The sequence below is a fragment of the Pseudomonas sp. LH1G9 genome (assembly GCF_002949975.1).
In the GTDB taxonomy this organism is placed as follows: Bacteria; Pseudomonadota; Gammaproteobacteria; order Pseudomonadales; family Pseudomonadaceae; genus Aquipseudomonas; species Aquipseudomonas veronii.
Genome location: NZ_CP026880.1, coordinates 2,013,728 through 2,032,731, shown reverse-complemented (window position 1 = coordinate 2,032,731; position 19,004 = coordinate 2,013,728). Strand labels below are relative to the sequence as shown.

Genomic DNA, 19,004 nt, shown 5'->3' with positions numbered 1-19,004 from the left:
CATGACCAAAGGTAAATTGATAAAACTGACACTGTGCGGCGTTGTGGTCGGTGGGTTACTGCTGCTCGGCTGGCAGCGTTGGCAGTATTCCAACGCTTACGTGAGTACCGATAACGCCGAGCTCGATGGCGTGATCATTCCGGTGCGCGCCAAGCTCTCGGGCGTGGTGATGAGCGTGCCGGTGACAGACAACCTCACGGTGCAAAGCGGTGATCTGCTGTTTCAGATCCGCGACAGCGAATATCAATACCAGGTCGAGCAGCGTGAGGCGCAATGGCAGGCGTTGCTTGCTGCCGCAGGGCGCGGCGGCGGTCCGGGTGCGTTGGACAGCCAGGTCCTCGGCGCGGTCGCGATGCGCCAGGCGGCGCAAGCGGCGCTGGCACAATCCAGCGCCAATCTGGAGCAGGCGCGCAACGATTACGGGCGCGCCCGCCGCCTGGGCGCGCAAGGGGTGTTGAGCACTCAGGATCTCGAGGTGGCCAAGGCGCGTTTCGACGCCCTGAGCCACGCTCAGGAAGTGGCACGCGGCAATGCCCAGGCTGCCGCGCAAAGCACCTTGGCCAACAAAGCCGAACTGAAAGTGCAGGACTACCGGATCGCGGCGGCGCAAGCCGAACTGGAACAGGCCCGGATCAAGCTGCACGACACTCGTCAGACCGCGCCGGTGCGCAGCATCGTCTCGAAAAAAGAAGTCGAGCCGGGCCAATTCGTGGTCGCCGGGCAAAAGCTGTTGAGCCTGATTGCCACCGACCCGCTGTGGATTACCGCCAACTTCAAGGAAACCCAGGTCGGGCGCGTGCGGGTCGGCCAGTTGGCCAAGGTCACTGTGGATGCGTTTCCCGGGCAGGCTTTCGACGGGGTGGTCGAGAGCCTCGCTCCGGCTACCGGCGCAAAGTTTTCACTGCTGCCCCAAGAGAACGCCACTGGCAACTTCACCAAGGTGGTGCAGCGCGTCCAGGTCAGGATTGCCCTCAAAGACGTGCCGGATGACTACAAAGCCTTGTTGAGCCCCGGCATGAGTGCCTTCGTCGAAGTCGCCACGCAACAGCACGGCAGCCACACGCTATGAAGTCGCCGTATCTGATTGCGCTGACCGTGACGCTGGTGTCGATGATGGAGCTGCTCGACGTGACCATCGTCAACGTGGCGATTCCCAGCCTGATGGGCACCTACGGGGCGTCGGTCGATGAAATCTCCTGGGTGTCCACCGGCTACGTGGTGGCCAACGTGGTGATCCTGCCGGTCAGCGGCTGGCTGTCGGCCTGGTTCGGGCGGCGCACTTATTACCTGGTCTCCACGGCAGTGTTCGTGCTGGCATCCGTGGGCTGCGCCTTTTCCGCCGAACTCTGGCAACTGGTGGCATTCCGCGTACTGCAAGGCTTGGCGGGCGGCGGGTTGCTGGGGATTTCCCAGGCAATCATTTACGACGTATTCCCCAAGGAGAAGGTCAGCAGCGGCATGGCGTTGTACGGCGTTGGCGTGATGATGGGGCCGACGTTGGGCCCCACCGTCGGCGGCTATCTGATCGACACCTTGTCCTGGCACTGGATATTCCTGATCAATCTGCCCATCGGTGCTGTGGCCCTGCTGCTGTGCTGGCTGTGCATCGGCGATTCCGCCAATGAAAGCAAACCCAGCAGCGTCGACTACAGCGGCTTCTGCCTGCTGGCCCTGGGCGTCGGCAGCCTGCAGATCCTGCTGGAGCGCGGCGAGCATTGGGACTGGATGGAATCGAACTGGACGGTTGCCTGCCTGTTGCTCAGCAGCTTCAGCCTGGTGGGGTTCTTCTGGTGGGAACGGCGCGCGACCAACCCGATCGTCAATGTGGCGTTGTTTCAGAACCGCGAGTTTTTGATGGGCTGCATCTGCGCGTTTTGCGTGGGTTTCGGGCTGTACAGCACGTTATTCATGGTGCCGCTGTTTTTGCAGACGTTGCTGGCGCAGAGCGCGTACCAGAGCGGGCTGGTGATTTTCCCCGGGGCGGTGGCCAGTGCCATCAGCACCTTGGTGATTGGCAAGCTGTCCCAGGAAAACAAGATCGACGAGCGCGTGTTCGTGACCTTGGGCATCGTCATGTACTGCTACGCGATGTTCCTGCACACCCAGTTCACCCTCGACAGCAACCCGGACACGCTCTATTGGCCCCTGGTGATTCGCGGCCTGGGCCTGGGCATGATCTTCGTACCGCTGACCAACCTGGCCATGCGCCGTCTGCCGCTGACGTTGATCTCGGGCGCCTCGGGCGTGCTCAACCTGATGCGCCAGCTGGGCGGCAGCGTCGGCATCGCCATTGCCGCGACCCTGCTCACGCGGTTTTCGTGGGAGCGCTATCGCCTGCTGTCCGAGCATGTGACCGAGTCCAGCCTGGTTGCCAGTGGCTGGGGCGGCGTGGAATCCAACCCGCTGTTTCTGTCCCTGAACCTTGCAAGCCATCAACAAGCCTTGGCCCTGATGCCTTACCTGCAAGCGCGTGAACAAGCGCAAATGCTGGCCTTCAGCATGCTGTTCGGCACATTGGGCGCGGTCATGGCCATCGGCATTCCCATGGTGCTGATGATGCGCAGAAGCACCCTCAGCCGATAACTTCTCCAGTGGAGCACATCCCCTTGCGTATTCCAGGGCTGCATCTCGACCCGATCACACTGCTCACTTTCCTGTGCGGCCTCAGCCTCGCCTGCTGCCCGGCCAATGCGGCGGCGGAAGACTTGTACCAGCTGTACCAGAAGGCGCTGACCCACGACATGAAGTTCGCCGCCGCGCAGGCGCAACAATTGGCCACCGCTGAAAAAGAACCGCAAAGCCGTGCCAACCTGTTACCGGACCTGTCGGTCACCGGCGGCGCGGCGTGGGTCGATGCCGAGGATTCGTCCGACTACCATCGCAACCGCAATAACACCAACGCCTATGCCGTGGTTCTCACCCAACCGCTGTTGCGCTGGCAGAGTGTGGTTGCCCACGACCAAAGCAAACTGATGATCAGCGCCAGCGAGGTGCAGACCGAACAAGCGCGCCAGGACCTGATGCTGCGTGTCGCCCGCGCCTACTTCGACGTACTGCTTAACCAGGAACTGCTGAACACCCGCACGCAACAGTTGCAAACCCTGCAGGAGAGCCAGGACCGCACCCGGCGTTTGTTGGCCGACGGCGCCAGCACCCACAACGCGCTCGAACAGGTTCAGGCCAAATACGACCAGGCCTTCGCCGAGCAAATCGCCGCACGCGGCGCGCTGGATATCGCCACCGAAGCCCTCACCCAATTGACCGCCGCCCAGGCGCGCCCATGGTCGGGCAAGGAGCCACAATTCAGCGCTCCGGTGCCCGCCGCGATCGGCGCCTGGGCCACCACCGCGCAACAAGGCAACCTCGCCGTGCAGCGGGCGCAGATTGCCCAGCGCCTGGCCGAAATGGACATCGACAAGGAACAAGCCGGCCACTTGCCGACGCTTGACCTGATCGCCGCCCATGGCCGTTTTGCCTCGGTCGGCGGCGATGTGTACGACGTCACCCTGCCGGAGAATCGTTATAACCAGACGGTGGTCGGGGTCAAACTGAGCGTGCCACTGTATGGCGGCGGCCGTACCAGCAGCCGCGTGCGCGAAGCCCATGCGTTGCAGAGCAAAGCCCTGGATGAACTCGAAGATGCGCGCCGCAGCGCCGGGCTGATGGCCCGCCAGGCCTACCTGCAAGTGACCAGCGGCATGAGCCAATACCAGGCGCTCAAGCAGGCGCTGAAATCCAGCCAGGTCAACCTCAAGTCGGTGACCCACGGCTTCGAGGCCGGTGCGCGCATCAACACGGAGGTGCTGGACGCACAGCAGAAAGTCACGGACACCCAGCAACGTTTGGCCCAGCAACGCTACGCGATTCTGCTCGCGCAGCTCAACCTGCTGGCGTCGACGGGGAACCTGAACGACGTGCGTCTGCGTGAGGTCAGTCGCCTGCTCGATTGAACCCGGTGCGCGCCCCATTCAGCCCATGTACCTGAGCCATTGAATTCAGGGTTCGATAATCGAACGGGTTCCCACTTCTGCCGTTCAAGTTCACTGCGTGAATGCGGATAGCACGATCACTATTACTTAAGTGGTCTGCGGAGTATGCCCATGTTTGCCCATCTGAAAATTCGCACCGGGATGATCGGGGTGCTGCTGCTGTTCGTTATTGCACTGTTGTTCTCGACCCTGAACGGCTGGCGGTCGGCGGTACGCAGTCACGAGCACATTGACGAGTTGGGGCGTACCTCGCGACAAATCGACGGGATCAACAACGCATTGCTGCTGGCAATCCGTACCAGCGCCAACGTGTCCTCGGCGTTCATCGAGACCGTCGGCGGGCGTTTCGACGACGCGGAAGCCCGGCTGGTGCGCAGTGAGGCGATCTGGAGTGACGCCATCGCCAAGGTCAATGCCTCGACCACAGACTTGCGTGACCCGCAGTTGAAGGCCCTCGCCGAAGATCTCAAGCGTGCGTTCGCCGTATACGGCACGGCCATCGTCGGACAACGCGCCGCCACGCGCGCGCGCTCCGCCGAAGAGTATTTTCAAGTCAACATCGATGCCGGCAACAGCATGACCAAGCTTCAGGAGATTCGCGTGAAGCTGGTCGGCGCGTTGGATGCCCGTGCCCAGGAGATCAACACGGAGGCGGCTGCGCGGCTGCAGACTTCGCAAACCCTGGCCATTGCCTTGATCCTGCTGACCCTGGCACTCGCTGTCGTCTGCTGGGTATTCATCTCGGGCACCGTCCTGCGCCCATTGCGCGCGGCCGGCGAGCACTTCAAGCGCATTGCCGGGGGCGATCTGACCCGCGAAGTCGTCTCGCCTGGCCGCAACGAAATTGGCGAATTGTTCCTTGAACTGCAACGCATGCAGGCCAGCCAGCGTGAAACACTGATCCAGATCGCTGACTCAGCAACGCAGTTGGCCTCAGCCGCTGAAGAACTCAACGCCGTCACCGAAGAAAGCAACCGTGGCCTCCAGCAGCAGGACATGCAGCTGGAACAGGCCGCGACCGCGGTGAACCAGATGACCAGTGCGGTCGAAGAGGTGGCGCGCAACGCGGTGTCGACTTCGCAAGCGGCCACCGCCTCCAATACGCTGTCGGAAAAGAGCCGTCAGCAGGTACGCGAAAACATCAGCGGTACGCAATCGATGACCGCCGAAATCCAGGGCAGCGCCGAGCGTATCCAGCACCTCGCCAATGAAGTGCGCAACATCGGCAAGGTGCTCGACGTGATCCGGGCCGTCTCGGAGCAGACCAACCTGCTGGCCCTCAACGCGGCGATCGAAGCGGCCCGGGCCGGTGAAGCCGGTCGGGGGTTTGCTGTCGTGGCCGACGAGGTACGCACCCTCGCCTACCGCACCCAGGAATCGACCCGCGAGATCGAACAGATGATTGCCAGCGTGCAGAGCACTGCCGAACACGCGGTGGATTCGATGCGCAGCAGCACGGCGCGGGCGCAAGGCACGCTGGAAATCACGCAGGCGTCGGGGGTGGTGCTGGAGGATATCTTCGCGGCCATCGGCCAGATCAACGAGCGCAACCTGGTGATTGCCAGCGCCGCCGAAGAACAGGCCCTGGTTGCCCGTGAGGTCGACAGCAACCTGTTGGCGATCCGCGACCTGTCGGCGCAATCCGCGGCGGGCGCCTTGCAGACCAACGCAGCGAGCCATGCGCTGTCACGCTTGGCTGCGGAGCTGAGCGGGCTGGTGGGACGCTTTCGGACTTGATCCTTGGCGTAAGACACACGCCGGCTTAGGGCATGCACGCAGCGGCTTTGTCGGAACCTGGACTTTTCACGACGACTGTCCGCAACGCACGTCCCGAATACTCGATAGAAATTGCCTGGTTTGGCGGTTGGATCGCAGACAGACGACGCGACATGTTGAGGGCGCCGTTGCCGCAAGCTGCCTCATCTTGGCACGCGCCGATTTACGGGTAGTCCACATGAAGTTGAAAAGCGCTAGAAGGTTCTTTAGCTGCTCTGGGCAATCCTCTGGAAGGTCGGGGCGAGTGCTACCACGCTGGGTCAAAGTTCTAAGAAACACACGCCAAAACCGAAGTACCGGCGACCGATCAATCCATATTAAGAGGTCGGCTCTGGCAATACGGTTATCCCAGGTGGCCGAATGGCCACCTTCAAAAATCCACTGATCGCGAGCCTCGGCCTCGTGACAAAGGCGAGTCTTCTCATCAGTGTTTCGCTCAACCCATCCCGGTTGCCAATGGATCGTGTCGATATGGATGACCGGAAGACCTGTGTGCTTGCCCATCGCCCGAGCCAACGTACTTTTTCCTGACCCTGGTTGGCCAATAATCATGACACGCTGCATAGGAGCCCCTGCGCATTGAACATCCTGATCATACTGAGCGACGCTGCCCCTCATTGGAACACTTCACAATCGAATCGTGTTGATTAGTGCTACGCGACGACGGGTGAAGTTCCAGGCGATAGGCGAGAGTAGAAAAACCGCGACAAGAAACGCCACCTGGGACAGGTAGAACGGCTCCAGCCACTGCTGGTTCAACGCGACGTAATAGGTGTTATGGGCGACGTCAGCCAGAATGATTGCTGCTGTAAGGATGATGCCCACCCTTGGTTTTATGAAAAGGAGCAGTGCCGCCAGCGGGTCAAAAAACGTAAGCGCCCCCCAGAAAATACGGCTAGCCCAATAGGCGCTGGCCCCGTATCCGTAGTCCCAGAGCAACCCATGCTGAAAATCTGCTCGAATGTGATTGGTGGTTGCGACCAAAAGGCAACAGGCGAACAAAACTCGGATGGCGAATGACGACCGTGGCATAGCTGGATCTGCTTTCGTGAAGTAATCCTATGATAACGGGATCAACCAACGTCGCAGCAATGTAAACGTATGGCAAACCCGTCTTGACCAGACGACTTTGGGCCGTGCGACAATTGGTTGCATATCGTTGGGCAAGAAATGTAGGTTGTACCGTCAACATAAATACGTCGTTTAACTGGAGCTACATGGACGAGCTAAGAGTTTTCAGCAACACCCACTGGATAGTAACTCATCGGCGAGATTCACGTTACGACGGGTATTTGATAATTTCATCTGAAGAGACGGCTTCAGATCTCAGCGATTTGAGCGACGAAGCCATGTCATCTCTCGGTTTGGTGATGAAAACCTCGGAGCGTCTGCTGGCAAAGGTGTATTCCCCTTACAAAGTAATGTTCTACAAATTGGGATTTTCTCCTGACTTCAACGCACATTTTCATGTCGTTCCAGTCTCGGAAGACTTGCTCGCAGAGATATCAAAACACCCCGGTTATTCCGACAATCCTGACGGTAACGACGCAATTGTTTTTCTAAGTCGAGAGTACTGTGAAAGACCTCTTACCGTTGGCGAAGCAGAAAAACAGCTCTCGGCGGTTCATTTGCTCAGGGCCTTTCTGTGACTAAGATACTTTCGCGCGGTTAAGCGGATACCCACTTGTGCGGTGGCAGTTCTTCAATCTCACTCGCCCGCTGCGTCGGCAGGCGCGTTAGAATATCCCTCAAATACGCGTATGGACCATGCCCATTCAACCGCGCAGTAAGCGTTTGGCCAACTCTCCTGGAGTAGTTGGGGTATTGCGCAGACTCTCCCATCCAATTGCATGGAATTGACATAAGTGTCCATTCAACACACATGTTGCGTGGTTAAACGCGCGCCTACTTAACTGTTGACTCTGATAGGAATAGGCAATGCTCTAAGACAAACCGGCATAGGTGACCGAGTTTTCGATAGATATCATGGCCTCGTCCCTACTTATTGGAAGTCGCCATGAACAGCAGAAAAACCATATTCATCACGGGGGTGAGCAGTGGCTTCGGCAACGCGCTGGCGCAAGAAGCTCTTGCAGCGGGCCACCGCGTCATAGGTACCGTGCGTAGTGAAGCCACCTTGCGCGCCTTTCAGGCGCTCTCGGTGGATCATGCTCATGGGGTGATTCTGGATATCACTGACTTCGCCCGGATCGACAGCGTAGTAGCTGCTATTGAAGCAACCCACGGCCCAGTCGACGTGTTGGTCAACAACGCCGGCTACGGTCATGAGGGCATCTTTGAAGAGTCGCCGCTGGAGGAAATGCGTCGCCAATTCGACGTCAACGTGTTCGGCGCGGTAGCGGTGACCAAGGCTTTCGTGCCTTATTTTCGCAAGCGTCGCACTGGTCATATTCTTAATATCACTTCTATGGGCGGCACCATCACGATGCCGGGCATCGCGTACTACTGCGGGAGCAAGTTTGCTCTCGAAGGTATCTCCGATACGCTGAGCAAAGAACTGCTACCTTTCAACATCTTCGTGACCGCCGTGGCACCTGGCTCGTTTCGCACTGACTGGGCCGGTCGTTCGATGCAGCGCACCCCACGAAGCATTGCTGACTATGACGCCAGTTTCGACCCGGTACGTAAGGCCCGCGAAGAAAAGAGCGGCAAACAGCTTGGCGACCCGCGAAAAGCGGCGCAAGCGATGTTGCAGGTCATTGCCAGCCCGACACCACCGGCACACTTATTATTGGGCAGTGACGCGTTGGGGCTGGTACGTGACAAGCTGAATCGCACGGCCAGGGAGATTGATCAATGGGAAGCGCTGACCCTTACCACCGACGGTTGAGCGGCCAGCAGAGGGGACATCAATGAATCGGGCCGACTCACGCACCTCGCGCATGGTGCATTTGATGGAAACCCTCGCGCCGGTCGAGGGCTACAACCTCAGCACGCTAGAGGATATCCGCTTTTTGCGTTCGAATCGGCCACTGACTCGCACTCCGGTGCTGTATGACCCGGGTATCGTGATCCTGTGCCAAGGGCGCAAACGTGGCTATCTGGGCGATGACGTATACGTTTATGACGCCCAGCACTATCTAGTGGTGTCCGTCCCAGTTCCTTTCACCATGGAGACCGATGCCAGCGAGGCGCAGCCAATGCTGGCGGTCTACATGCGCCTCGACTTACAAATGGCCAGCGAGTTGATACTGCAAATGGATGAAGCTCTCGGGCCAAGTGATGCCCAGCCCAAGGGCATGTATGCCTCGCCAATGGACGATTTGCTGCGCGCCTCGACGCTACGCTTTCTTGAGGCGATGAGCAGTCCGGGCGAAGCGCAAATACTTGGGCCGTCGCTGGTGCGAGAGATCTACTACCGCATCCTAACCGGCGAGCAAGGTGGTTCGATGCGCGCCGCGCTCAATCGCCAGGGTCACTTTGGTAAGGTCACTCGTGCGATCCGCAAGATCCATAGTTGCTACCAGGAGCGCCTGGATGTGGTGTCCCTTGCCCAAGAAGCGAGCATGAGCGTGCCCAACTTTCATCTGCACTTTCGCAGCGTGACGGACTCGTCGCCGATGCAATACCTGAAGTCGACGCGCTTGCACCAGGCGCGATTACTGATGCTACGCAACGCTATGACCGCTTCGACGGCGGCGTTCAATGTAGGCTACGAAAGCGCCTCGCAATTCAGCCGCGAATTCAAACGTTTCTTTGGGCGCACGCCCCAGGCAGAGATCGAATGGATGAAGGCGACCTACGCACTGCCTGCGCCGTCCACGCCATCTATGTACGTCTCGTCACATTAGCAATGAGCCGATCCGCTGCTCCGGCAACCCCAGTACCAGCGCTGTCCGCACCTGCCCAACATACTTTGGGCGGTTGAACGGGCGCCCATTTATGCGGCAGCAACTCGGTAATCTCACTTGCCCGCTGCGTCGGCAGCCGCGTCAGCACATCTTTGAGATAAGCATACGGGTCATGCCCGTTGAGCCGCGCCGACTGGATCAAGCTCATGATCGCTGCCGCCCGTTTGCCACGGCGTAAAGACCCTGCGAAGAGCCAGCTCTTGCGCCCAAGAGCCCATGGCCTGATTTGGTTTTCGGCCCAATTGTTGTCTATGGGCACGGCCCCTCATCACAGGTACTGCTTTTTCTTGCCGTATTAGGCGCCGTAAATCCGTAAGCGTTTCGGAAACACACCTTGTGAACTCCAGAATTAATGGCGATGGTGTTCGCGTACTTTAAGCGGACGCATGCACCATCTATCATAAGTCTGTGGGCGCCTTGATTCGCCTTGGCCATTTTTTGGATGTGGCCATCTCATCCCAATCAGCCAGGCGAGCGCGTTTTGTGTATGAATAGTACAAGCATAACTCCGCGCCAGATTGATCCTTCATGGATGGAGGGGGCTTAATGCCTCGCACTAATATTGCGAAAATTTCTTCCGAGTCGAGGAAATGCGCTTGAGTTCTTGAAAAGGAAGGCTTCAGCAGTTTACTTATTGCTTTGCAGGCTGTAACAGCCGCATTGGTCGATTGTCTGGTCTCATTCGGAGCAGCGTCCGCATACAAAAGTGTGCTGATCCAGGTCAATACCGCAAAAACTATCCACTTCAATATCTAGCTCCTTCAACAGGTTTTAATTGCCGGCTAACAAGTCTTGGTACGAACATGCCTTGTGTGATTAAAGAGGTCCCACTTATGTGGCGGCAATTGATTGATTTCACTCGCCGGCTGTGTAGGTGGGCGCCTGAACACCTTCAGGTAAACATACGATCATTACCATTCTAGGTCGCAATCTGTATAAATTAATGATCGCTGCTGCTGGTTTTCCGCTGCGCAGGGAACCTGCAAAACAAGCGCCCGCCGAACACACCTTGCTTGATTAAACGGGCGCCCATCTGCGCGGTAGCAGTTTGGTAATCTCACTCGCCCGCTGCGTCGGCAGGCGTGTAAGAACATCCTTCAAGTAAGCATACGGATCATGCCCGCTGAGCCATACCGACTCGATCAAACTCGCGATTGCAGCCGCACGTTTGCCACTGCGCAGCGAGCCTGCGAACAACCAATTCGAGCGGCCAAGAGCCCAGGGCCGAATTTGATTCGCACACACGTCGAGAGTCACACAGAAACCTTGCGCGTTTAACTGTCGAACCCGCGCCAGGGCTTCGCCTAGCGTGGCACCAGCAATGTAGCGGCGGGAGATTTTTTGGATAATTGCGCGCGGAATCAAAGGGATGGCACGAGCCATCAAAGCGTTAAAAAGGTGCATATCAATACCCGAGACGAAAAACAGCAAACTTCCGCTTCTTCGCGCCAAAGCGTCGAAAAACCACGGACGAAGCAAAGCCGCCACTCCTTTTTTGAGAGCAGCATGAAGCAGAGTCACAGTCGTATGCGTCAGCGCATAACGGCAGCGTCTACTGCGAGCTTCAGTTCATCAATGGGGGCCAGGCGGCGACGTGCATGTTTTCTTCTTCAGGTGCTTGTTAACGTCAATGTTGTTGAAGTCCTCTGCCCCAGTACTGCCCACGCTTTTTGTAGCGCTTAGAGGTAACACGCGTGACTGGACGAACAGACGCGCCTCGCGCCCGCCAGGCCCGTCAGATAATCACGCGCTACGAGCGGACGACTCCGCCGAATAGATGACGGTTTGCGCGCTGTTCGCCGCAACGGTTTGCCGGGTGAAGTAGGTGTCGCCTTCGTCGGTCAGAATCTCATAATCGACTTTTTGCGTGCTGCTGGCGTGTTTGATGATTTTCAGCACGCGCTGGAATTTCACGCTTTGCGTGCCGTTCTGGTTGGGCCCGGTCAGTACATTCACGCTTTGAAACCATCCGGCGTGTTGCTTGTTGCTCACCAGCGCGTTGGTCATCGCCTCGAACCGCTCCAGGCGGGTGAAGCCCCACAGCGTCTGCTCCTCGACGGTTGCGTCGGGGGTGGCGGCGCCGGTAAAAACGAAGATATTGATCGTCGGGCTGTCTTCACAAAAGAAGTCATACGGGACCAGGCCATCGACCATTTTCCTGCCGGGCACAAAGCCCTTTTTATGCACCTGAAACATCGCCACCTCCGCTCAAACAATGGCGACAAGTCTAATGAGCGGCGACGTACAGGGCGGTCAAGCCAATGTAATGTCGTGTAAAGATCGCGCGTTGTGCAGGTTGACCTCCACGGTCAGCCCGCCGCCTGACTCATTGCGTGCCGCGATGCTGCCGCCGTGCATCTGCACTGCCCGCGCGGCGATGGCCAAGCCCAGGCCAAAGCCGACGCTGGCTTATCCGATTCGCACGCCGGAGAACGCGGATAAACAGGTGTTTCAGTTTTCCATGGGCCAGACGTTCTGACCATTTCAGCGGGTTAACGCGCTGCTCGTCATCGCGGGATACCGGCGTTATGTTTTATCGCCTGGCTCCGATGGGGCCTCGGCGACGGTTGCGGATTCGCGAGGCACATACGGTTCTGGAATAGAGGGTGCGAGTGGGCGCCGTGTGAGGGCTGACCGGGACTTACCGCGAACTTTCTCTTCCCACTTGGCACGCTCCTGAGGGATGTCTTCGATCGGGATTTTCCTGTCCGTGCGTCTAAGTGCGATCAGTGCCACCACCAATACGGTTACGACGGCCGAGGATAGAATATCTAAAAGGTCCATGTTTCTTTCCGGTAGCCGTTGGCCGGCAATGGCTTGACTTCGCTGATGGTTGTTCGGCGAAGCAGAAAATTACTTTCCGATCGTTGTAAGAACACTATTCCAGGTTGTTTGTTTTCCTTAGTTGCGTAGGCGTGACGCCAAGTTTGCTGCGCAGGACACGGGTCAAATGCGCCTGATCTGAAAACCCACAATGATAGGCAATTTCCTTAATCGACAGTGTGCCGCTGTACAGCATTCGCTTGGCCCGCTCGATGCGCTGCTCGGTAACAAAGGTGTGTGGCGAACAGTCGAACGATTCGCTGAATTTCCTGGAAAACGTCCAGACGCCCAACCCTACGGCATCGGCCATTTCGTCCAGGCGTATGGACTCCTCCAGATGAGCATCGATGAACTCGAGCAAGTACTTTTTTTGTTGTTGCGACAGCCGCCCAGGCGCACTGGACTCTTTAAAGGTGACACTGGCGTAATGCCGTAGAAGGTGAATGGCCAACTGCATGCTCAAGGCTTCCACATACAATGCGCCACCAATCCCACGACTTCTTACTTCATTGGTAATTGCACCGACAATAGCCGTGAGGATCGTGTCTTGGGTACGGAGCAGATCATGCAGGCGCACCTCTTCAATCGGACGCTCCATAACATCCATGGCCACACGAGACATCAGCGCATTGGAAAGATAGAGATGAGAAACATCAATGTCTTCTGTCCAGTTCCAATGGGAGTCCTGTGACATCGTAAGCAGGGAAATATCGCCCGGCGCGCAAGCGGTACGTGTCCAGCCCTCATCCACACAACGATCCATCGGTGTGCGGCCGCCAAAGTAATAAACGATCATGAAATGATCAAGGGGTGGAATGAGGACGTCCTGACCTTTATATCGATATGAGCGTTGCTGCATATCTTTCCATCCGAGTTCTTCGCTTGAGCTGAGAACTACGCCTGGCACCCACTTGAGAAGTTCCTTTGGGGTAATGACGGTCGGCATACTTGAAGTCTCACTTGAGGGCCGTCACCTTGGCTCTTATTGCGCTCCTACGCAAATTTGAAAGCACTCGAGAGATGGCCGTGGAGTATTGTTTTTATTAGTATTTACAGCTCACCAGAATACTAGCATGGGATGAGCAGTGTCGAAAAAAATATCCAACGTTATGCGACTTAAGTGATTATAAAAAACCGAACACAGGGATTAAATGGCTATAAAGCGTGACCGAGATGATTTGCATGGGTTGAAGGTTGCGGACGTTTCCCGCCCCGCTAAAAAAACGGCCACCGCCGGGCGGCCGTAAAGGGGCTGCGAGAAGTGATTCTCGCAACGGAGCGACGCCTGTCAGGCCACCACAGCCCTGGTGATGTCTTCGCTGATTTTCCTGGCGTAGCCGGCGTTGCTCAGTGACTTAGAATACGTAAAGCAATCGAAGATTGACGCGAGACTCTTCCTTGAAGCCATTTTCAACTGAAAGGTCTCGCCCCAATGTCGCAAGCAACTGAGCTTTCGGCGTCACGAAATAAGACCCGCCCAGCACTATTTTTGCTTGACGGCTTTCATCTTCCAGTTCGGTTCCGTCAACTTTCCTCTGCCCGCCCCATAGCCGGGAATAACCGACATGCATAGCCGCGCGCTCACTGAACATGTACCTGATGAATCCTTGCATCTGATACTGCGGGTCCTGCTTCAGCGTCAGGTCGCGGGAGGAATAACGATCGTTGTCGCCGAAAAAAGTCACGTCAGCGACGAAATCCAGAATGACGCGGCTGCCGATGCCGTGCATGTATCCGCCCTGCAAGACATACTTCCATCGGTTCTCCCCAATATTCAACTCTTTATTCTTGTTGTAGTCGCCTATTGGCAAAAAAAGATATTGAGTGACGGCCAATGCGCGGTTTGTTGAAGGGTCCTGATGGATCCAGACCGCATTGGCCAGAATCGGATCGCCCATTCCGCTTTCGCTGCCCATGCCTTTTATATCGCCACCGGCCGACAGGTGGCCAAAAGGCAATAGCAGTTGGATATTCGTCAGGACGCCTGCAAACGCTTGATAGCTGACCCCCCTCAGAATACTGACATCCGAGTACAGGTTATATTTGTCGCTTAACTGATTGCCGCGCACGTAATAATCATGGCGTTCTGCATGCTGTAAATACAGCAGCCCGAGCTGTGTGCCGTCTGGCATTGGCGTATAGTCGCCAGGATCGACATCCAGTGCGTGGCACACAATCGGAAGTTGTAGACCAAGCATTAAAGTCGCCAACTGAAACGCATACATAATTCGGCAGTGGCTATTGTTTTTCCTCAGGCAGTCGACGCTAGCATCAGAACTCGACTTGAGCGTATTGGCCGCGAGCAAAGCATGTGCTGTTGTTATTATGTTCATCTTCAACCCTGTTTTTTTTAAAATTGTTCTGGGTCTAGCACAGGTGCCCTGTGCTATTTTTTTGAAGCTTGTTTCAATGTGTCGGGGACGAGAGTAGCTCTGTCAGATGGGCGTCCAGTTGATTGAGCATTTGCGTATCGGTGCCAAAAAGTCCGAGGTGACCGTCGATTGATTGCAATGGCCTGAACTCGCTGTTCGGGATCATTTTCTGCTCCGACAGACAATCGTCCACGGTAAAGAACTGGTCATGTGAGATGGGCATGACATAGGTTTTCGCTCGGATTCGCCCCAGGGCCGCCGCAAGATCACCGCCCGTGTTTCGACTGACATCGCCCCGTTGCCATTTCCAGGCCATGGTCAGGAGGTTGTTAGGGTCCATTGCCGCAAAGTAGTTCGTCATAAAGCTGTCGACGAATACCTGCATCGACTCGAAACCCAGCGCCTTATGCCGCTCGGCGCGGAAGAACGCGGTACTCCAGCCCATCAATGTCCAAACTTTCGCGTGGCGCTTGAGCCCGGCCGCCACTGCCGCCGATGAGCCGTATAAGCCAGCCCGGAAGGCCGGATCGGTGGTTATCGCATCAATCAGTATTTCGCTGAACAGGAAGTCATGTTCGCTATTGCGCGCGGTGCCCGCTATGGCTGCGGCGCGTTTGACAAAGTCTGGATAGCGCACGGCCCACTCGTAGGTTTGCTGTGCGCCCATCGATCCCCCGACCACTAACGCCAGGCTCTCGATGCCAAAGTATTCGGTGAGCAATGTGTGCTGGGCACTGACGTCATCGCCAATTCTGACATTCGGGAACCCAGGGCCAGCCAATGAACCGCCGGTGTTACTCGCAGAGCTGGAAAGACCGTTACCGATCTGGTTGACGACGATGATGCAGTATTTCGCAGGGTCCAGCGCCCGCCCTTCGCCGATGTAAATCTGCTCCATCGCCTTGCTTGTGCCGGAATACCAAGTGGGAACCAGTATGGCGTTAGTCTTGTCGGCGTTCAGGGTGCCATGTACGGCTACGGCCAGCTGACATTCAGGAATGCACGAGCCTTCTTCAAGCTGAAGCGCTCCGATGTTGATCAGTTCAAAAGGACCGTGATGTTCCTGGGAGTAATAGTTGTTCATTTCGGGTTACCTCGAATATCCAGCTGTCACGGCGCAATAGAGAGTCGGAGTGACAGCTGCAATCAATGAGCAGTCGTTCGACCTCAAGCCATTTCAAAGCCTGGGTAACCCTGTGCGGCTATTTCGTCGCAGCGGCGATGATAATTACCGACGCCGCCGATATACGATACAAGTCGGCGCGGTTTTCCATCGACGTTGGAGCCCATGTACCAAGAGTCGGTTTTGACGACCAGGGTCTTCGCCGCCGTCTCGTCGTGATGCTGTACCCAGTCGTCCTCGAACTCTTTGGAAGCTTCCACGACTTGTTTGCCGTGCTGGATGGCAAACTCAATGCATCCGGTGATCCAGTCCACCTGCTGCTGCAGGCAAGTGGTCATGTTGCAAAGTGCCGCCGACGGTGCCAACGGCGCACCGGTGGTGAACAGGTTGGGGTAGCCATGGATCTGCAGCCCCATCGATGTACGGATTTCTTGTTTCCACTGCTCCCTCAACGACCGGTTATCGCGCCCTCGAATGTCGATCCGGCTGAGTGCGCCGGAACCTGCATCGAAACCCACGGCCAGCACGATGATGTCTACCTCGTGAATCTTTCCATCCGCAGTCTGGATCCCCTCCGGCACAATGCGCTCGATCGGCGACTGCTTGCAGTCGACCGCCTCGACGTTGGGTTGCAGATAGACTTCAAGGTACTTGCTTTCCAGCGGTACGCGATGGGTGCCGAAGCCATAGTCGGTCGGGATCAGCAGGTTGCAGAGTTCTGGCCTCGACTGCAGGCGCTCACGCATCTTGATACGCACGAACTCCGACACGACTTCATTGACCTGTTCGTCAAAGAACATCTCGGGAAACGACGCCAGCCACATGGCCAGAGAGCCATCATCCCAGAGTTGTTCAAGCACGGCTTGTCGCTCGTCGGGGGTTTTCTCGGCCCAGGGGCCGGCGTCGAAGTCATAGTCGAAACCGGCAAAGGTCTCTCGCACGCGCTTCTTGAGCTGGTGGAATTGGGTGCCCCACTTTTCCCAGTCTTCTTTGCTGTACTTAGGGTTCCTCATCGGAATCACATACTGCGGGGTACGCACGAAGACCTTCATCGATCCCACCGCCGGAGCGATGGTCTGGATCACCTGAATACCAGTGGCGCCAGTGCCTACCACGGCCACGCGCTTGCCGCTGAAGTCCACGGGGTCTTTTGGCCACAGGCCGGTGTGATAGATCTGGCCGTTGAAGTCGGTTTGGCCGGGGAACCGATCGGACAGCGGAGCGGACAGCATCCCGCAGCAAGAGATCAGATATTGCGTATTGATCGTTTCGCCGGCCTCAGTTGTCACCCTCCAGTACCCGCTCTCTTCGCAGAAGTACGCGGCAGCGATGCGGGTGTTGAACTGGATATCTTTCTTGAGGTCGAGCCGATTGGCGACGAAGTTCAGCCACTGCTCTGTTTCGGGCTGAGCCGGGAAACGCTCGGTGGGTTGCCAGGACTTATAGAGTTCTTCAGAGAACCAGTACTGATAAATTTCTGCCTGAGAGTCAAACCGCGCACCGGGGTAACGATTCCAATACCATGTGCCGCCCACTCCGGAAGCCGTATCGTAGGCGCGGACCGTCAAGCCCATCTCACGAAGTCGATACAACTGGTAGAGGCCAGCTACCCCTGCACCAATCACCATTGCGTCCAAGTACGTGACTTTGCCGTTTTCGGCAGACACAGCGGCGAGTTTAGATTGAGCACTCATTTTGAAGCCTCATATTGTTATGTTTATATTTGCCTTTACTTACTTGCTGCCAGGCAATGCTTAAGGCACGGATAAACGATAACAACCGAGGCGCGTTCTACTCTTGAAGGAAATGGTGAATAGCTTGAACAATCCGGTGCGATTAACCGGGCTTCGTCGAGGTCTACACCAGATCGGAAGACCCGTCTGATTGAGGCCCCCGCGAGCTCCCGCTAGAGCGCATCCGACTCGCGGCTGGCAACCTGTATCACCTCACATGGGCGACTCTTGACCCACAGCCCAAACTCTTTCATTACCGCAACGACCGGTTCCAACCGTCGCCCGTCCACGGTGAGTTCGTACTCAACCGTCACGGGCACGGTGGGGAACACCGTCCGTTTGACCAGCCCGGCTTGCTCAAGGGCGCGCAAATCGAGGGTCAGCATGCGTTGCGAAATAGCCGGAATGTCGCGCCTCAGCGCATTAAAACGCTTCGGCCCATCGAGCAGGTAGGACGCAAGAAGCAGGCGCCAGCGGCCACCCAACAAACGCATCGCTTCTTCGACCGAGCAGCCGGAGATGTTGTCTTTCATGGTCAGAGTCCTGGCCGGGTGTAGGTATATTTTTTGTACCTATACTACAAAATAGTGCGTTCTTCCTATTTTATACCGGGCATCTAGAATCAGCTGAAGCGCGCTCTCCATTGGATTGACAGCGCTCCCCCTGTTCTGGAGTTTGCCAATGAAGTTGTACTACATCCCCGCGTCTTGCTCGCTTTCGCCCCACATCGTTCTGAATGAATTGGGTCTCGATGCCACGCTGATCAAGGTCGATCACAAGACGCACCTTACCGACTCGGGCGCCAACTACTTCGAGGTCAACCGTCTGGGCTACGTACCCGCCATCGAGCTGGACGATGGCACGCTCCTGCGTGAAGGCCCGGCAATCGTGCAGTATTTGGGCGACCTGAAGCCGGCGCTTGGGCTGGTTCCCGCTCATGGCACCCTCGATCGATACCGACTTCAGGAATGGCTGAGCTTCCTGTCGTCTGAGATTCACAAGGGCTACATTCCACTGTTGTACGCCACACTCGCAGGTCAATACGTCGAGACTGCCAAGCCAAAGCTGGAAAAGCGCTTCGCCTGGATCGACGAACAATTGAGTACCCGTCCATACCTCATGGGCGATGCCTTCACGGTGGCGGATGCCTATCTGTTCGCATTGACCGGCTGGGGCCAGGCCTCTTGGCTGACCAGCTATTACAAGGCCGACATCCACTTCGAGCACTTGCATAACCTCCGGGCCTGGTATGACCGGGTCAAGGTGCGTCCTGCGGTGCGCAAAGCATTGCGAGACGAAGGCCTTGCGTGAAAGGC

16 protein-coding genes and 4 pseudogenes are annotated in these 19,004 nt (G+C 57.0%); 8 read left to right on the top strand and 12 right to left on the bottom strand.

Annotation, left to right across the window (positions count from 1 at the left end; genetic code table 11):
- Window position 1 precedes the first annotated feature (1 nt).
- The 4 genes from C5F70_RS09580 (at window position 2) to C5F70_RS09565 (ending at window position 5,726) form a co-directional block, all read left to right on the top strand.
- Window positions 2-1,069 carry an HlyD family secretion protein gene (locus C5F70_RS09580; RefSeq protein WP_046489549.1) on the top strand — a complete coding sequence of 356 codons (1,068 nt, stop codon included), beginning with the start codon at window positions 2-4 and terminating at the stop codon, window positions 1,067-1,069.
- Window positions 1,066-2,583 (top strand): DHA2 family efflux MFS transporter permease subunit, encoded by a 1,518-nt coding sequence (locus C5F70_RS09575; protein WP_046489551.1) that lies wholly within the window; start codon window positions 1,066-1,068, stop codon window positions 2,581-2,583. Before C5F70_RS09580 ends, C5F70_RS09575 begins: the two co-directional genes overlap by 4 nt.
- A 23-nt stretch (window positions 2,584-2,606) precedes the next feature.
- Window positions 2,607-3,950 carry a TolC family outer membrane protein gene (locus tag C5F70_RS09570; protein ID WP_104903178.1) on the top strand — a complete coding sequence of 448 codons (1,344 nt, stop codon included), beginning with the start codon at window positions 2,607-2,609 and terminating at the stop codon, window positions 3,948-3,950.
- A gap of 150 nt (window positions 3,951-4,100) precedes the next feature.
- A complete protein-coding gene (locus C5F70_RS09565) occupies window positions 4,101-5,726 on the top strand; it encodes a methyl-accepting chemotaxis protein (RefSeq protein ID WP_104903177.1) in 1,626 nt (541 codons plus the stop codon).
- Window positions 5,727-5,792: 66 nt separating this feature from the next.
- On the opposite strand, the gene C5F70_RS31025 is transcribed toward C5F70_RS09565, so the two are convergent.
- Both C5F70_RS31025 and C5F70_RS09555 read right to left on the bottom strand, forming a co-directional pair.
- Window positions 5,793-6,329, bottom strand: coding sequence for an AAA family ATPase (locus C5F70_RS31025; protein WP_104903176.1), 537 nt, complete (start codon window positions 6,327-6,329; stop codon window positions 5,793-5,795).
- 63 nt (window positions 6,330-6,392) lie between these two features.
- Window positions 6,393-6,797, bottom strand: a complete 405-nt coding sequence (locus tag C5F70_RS09555; RefSeq protein WP_017849067.1) for a hypothetical protein — start codon at window positions 6,795-6,797, stop codon at window positions 6,393-6,395.
- Between the two features lie 185 nt (window positions 6,798-6,982).
- Here C5F70_RS09555 and C5F70_RS09550 point away from each other — a divergent pair, with 185 nt between their 5' ends.
- Window positions 6,983-7,414, top strand: coding sequence for a hypothetical protein (locus C5F70_RS09550; protein ID WP_104903175.1), 432 nt, complete (start codon window positions 6,983-6,985; stop codon window positions 7,412-7,414).
- A gap of 19 nt (window positions 7,415-7,433) precedes the next feature.
- Here C5F70_RS09550 and C5F70_RS09545 read toward each other — a convergent pair.
- Window positions 7,434-7,553: pseudogene (locus C5F70_RS09545) on the bottom strand (transposase domain-containing protein); the annotation flags it as partial.
- A gap of 229 nt (window positions 7,554-7,782) precedes the next feature.
- Between C5F70_RS09545 and C5F70_RS09540 the strand changes: the two are divergent.
- A complete protein-coding gene (locus C5F70_RS09540; protein ID WP_104903174.1) occupies window positions 7,783-8,616 on the top strand; it encodes an oxidoreductase in 834 nt (277 codons plus the stop codon).
- Between the two features lie 22 nt (window positions 8,617-8,638).
- The gene (locus tag C5F70_RS09535; protein ID WP_046383423.1) at window positions 8,639-9,577 is read left to right on the top strand and encodes an AraC family transcriptional regulator; all 939 of its coding nucleotides are present in this window, start codon (window positions 8,639-8,641) and stop codon (window positions 9,575-9,577) included.
- Between the two features lie 76 nt (window positions 9,578-9,653).
- Here C5F70_RS09535 and C5F70_RS09530 read toward each other — a convergent pair.
- From C5F70_RS09530 to C5F70_RS09490, 9 genes and pseudogenes are all read right to left on the bottom strand, one after another.
- Window positions 9,654-9,902 (bottom strand): annotated as a pseudogene (locus C5F70_RS09530) (transposase domain-containing protein); the annotation flags it as partial.
- 752 nt (window positions 9,903-10,654) lie between these two features.
- Window positions 10,655-10,873, bottom strand: a pseudogene (locus C5F70_RS09525) (transposase domain-containing protein); the annotation flags it as partial.
- 507 nt (window positions 10,874-11,380) lie between these two features.
- Window positions 11,381-11,833: a hypothetical protein gene (locus tag C5F70_RS09520; protein WP_046489557.1), complete on the bottom strand. Its 453-nt coding sequence runs from the start codon at window positions 11,831-11,833 to the stop codon at window positions 11,381-11,383.
- Window positions 11,834-11,890: 57 nt separating this feature from the next.
- Window positions 11,891-12,046: pseudogene (locus C5F70_RS31015) on the bottom strand (ATP-binding protein); the annotation flags it as partial.
- Window positions 12,047-12,515: 469 nt separating this feature from the next.
- Window positions 12,516-13,406 (bottom strand): helix-turn-helix domain-containing protein, encoded by an 891-nt coding sequence (locus tag C5F70_RS09510; protein WP_046489561.1) that lies wholly within the window; start codon window positions 13,404-13,406, stop codon window positions 12,516-12,518.
- A 409-nt stretch (window positions 13,407-13,815) separates the two neighbouring features.
- The gene (locus C5F70_RS09505; RefSeq protein WP_256588381.1) at window positions 13,816-14,793 is read right to left on the bottom strand and encodes a transporter; all 978 of its coding nucleotides are present in this window, start codon (window positions 14,791-14,793) and stop codon (window positions 13,816-13,818) included.
- Window positions 14,794-14,866: 73 nt separating this feature from the next.
- Window positions 14,867-15,916, bottom strand: coding sequence for an alpha/beta fold hydrolase (locus tag C5F70_RS09500; RefSeq protein ID WP_104903172.1), 1,050 nt, complete (start codon window positions 15,914-15,916; stop codon window positions 14,867-14,869).
- 83 nt (window positions 15,917-15,999) lie between these two features.
- The gene (locus tag C5F70_RS09495) at window positions 16,000-17,649 is read right to left on the bottom strand and encodes an NAD(P)/FAD-dependent oxidoreductase (RefSeq protein WP_104903171.1); all 1,650 of its coding nucleotides are present in this window, start codon (window positions 17,647-17,649) and stop codon (window positions 16,000-16,002) included.
- Window positions 17,650-17,861: 212 nt separating this feature from the next.
- Window positions 17,862-18,221 carry a helix-turn-helix domain-containing protein gene (locus C5F70_RS09490; protein ID WP_046489568.1) on the bottom strand — a complete coding sequence of 120 codons (360 nt, stop codon included), beginning with the start codon at window positions 18,219-18,221 and terminating at the stop codon, window positions 17,862-17,864.
- A gap of 148 nt (window positions 18,222-18,369) precedes the next feature.
- Here C5F70_RS09490 and gstA point away from each other — a divergent pair, with 148 nt between their 5' ends.
- The gene (gene gstA / locus C5F70_RS09485; protein WP_046383405.1) at window positions 18,370-18,999 is read left to right on the top strand and encodes a glutathione transferase GstA; all 630 of its coding nucleotides are present in this window, start codon (window positions 18,370-18,372) and stop codon (window positions 18,997-18,999) included.
- Window positions 19,000-19,004 lie beyond the last annotated feature (5 nt).

Bases quoted from the DNA above. Each gene is read 5' to 3' on its own strand.
- C5F70_RS09580 (WP_046489549.1), top strand. From the start codon at position 2: ATGACCAAAGGTAAATTGATAAAACTGACACTGTGCGGCGTTGTGGTC.
- C5F70_RS09550 (WP_104903175.1), top strand. From the start codon at position 6,983: ATGGACGAGCTAAGAGTTTTCAGCAACACCCACTGGATAGTAACTCAT.
- C5F70_RS09520 (WP_046489557.1), bottom strand. From the start codon at position 11,833: ATGTTTCAGGTGCATAAAAAGGGCTTTGTGCCCGGCAGGAAAATGGTC.
- gstA (WP_046383405.1), top strand. From the start codon at position 18,370: ATGAAGTTGTACTACATCCCCGCGTCTTGCTCGCTTTCGCCCCACATC.
- C5F70_RS09490 (WP_046489568.1), bottom strand. From the start codon at position 18,221: ATGAAAGACAACATCTCCGGCTGCTCGGTCGAAGAAGCGATGCGTTTG.
- C5F70_RS09575 (WP_046489551.1), top strand. From the start codon at position 1,066: ATGAAGTCGCCGTATCTGATTGCGCTGACCGTGACGCTGGTGTCGATG.
- C5F70_RS09555 (WP_017849067.1), bottom strand. From the start codon at position 6,797: ATGCCACGGTCGTCATTCGCCATCCGAGTTTTGTTCGCCTGTTGCCTT.
- C5F70_RS09495 (WP_104903171.1), bottom strand. From the start codon at position 17,649: ATGAGTGCTCAATCTAAACTCGCCGCTGTGTCTGCCGAAAACGGCAAA.
- C5F70_RS09505 (WP_256588381.1), bottom strand. From the start codon at position 14,793: ATGAACATAATAACAACAGCACATGCTTTGCTCGCGGCCAATACGCTC.
- C5F70_RS09510 (WP_046489561.1), bottom strand. From the start codon at position 13,406: ATGCCGACCGTCATTACCCCAAAGGAACTTCTCAAGTGGGTGCCAGGC.
- C5F70_RS31025 (WP_104903176.1), bottom strand. From the start codon at position 6,329: ATGCAGCGTGTCATGATTATTGGCCAACCAGGGTCAGGAAAAAGTACG.
- C5F70_RS09500 (WP_104903172.1), bottom strand. From the start codon at position 15,916: ATGAACAACTATTACTCCCAGGAACATCACGGTCCTTTTGAACTGATC.
- C5F70_RS09540 (WP_104903174.1), top strand. From the start codon at position 7,783: ATGAACAGCAGAAAAACCATATTCATCACGGGGGTGAGCAGTGGCTTC.
- C5F70_RS09535 (WP_046383423.1), top strand. From the start codon at position 8,639: ATGAATCGGGCCGACTCACGCACCTCGCGCATGGTGCATTTGATGGAA.
- C5F70_RS09565 (WP_104903177.1), top strand. From the start codon at position 4,101: ATGTTTGCCCATCTGAAAATTCGCACCGGGATGATCGGGGTGCTGCTG.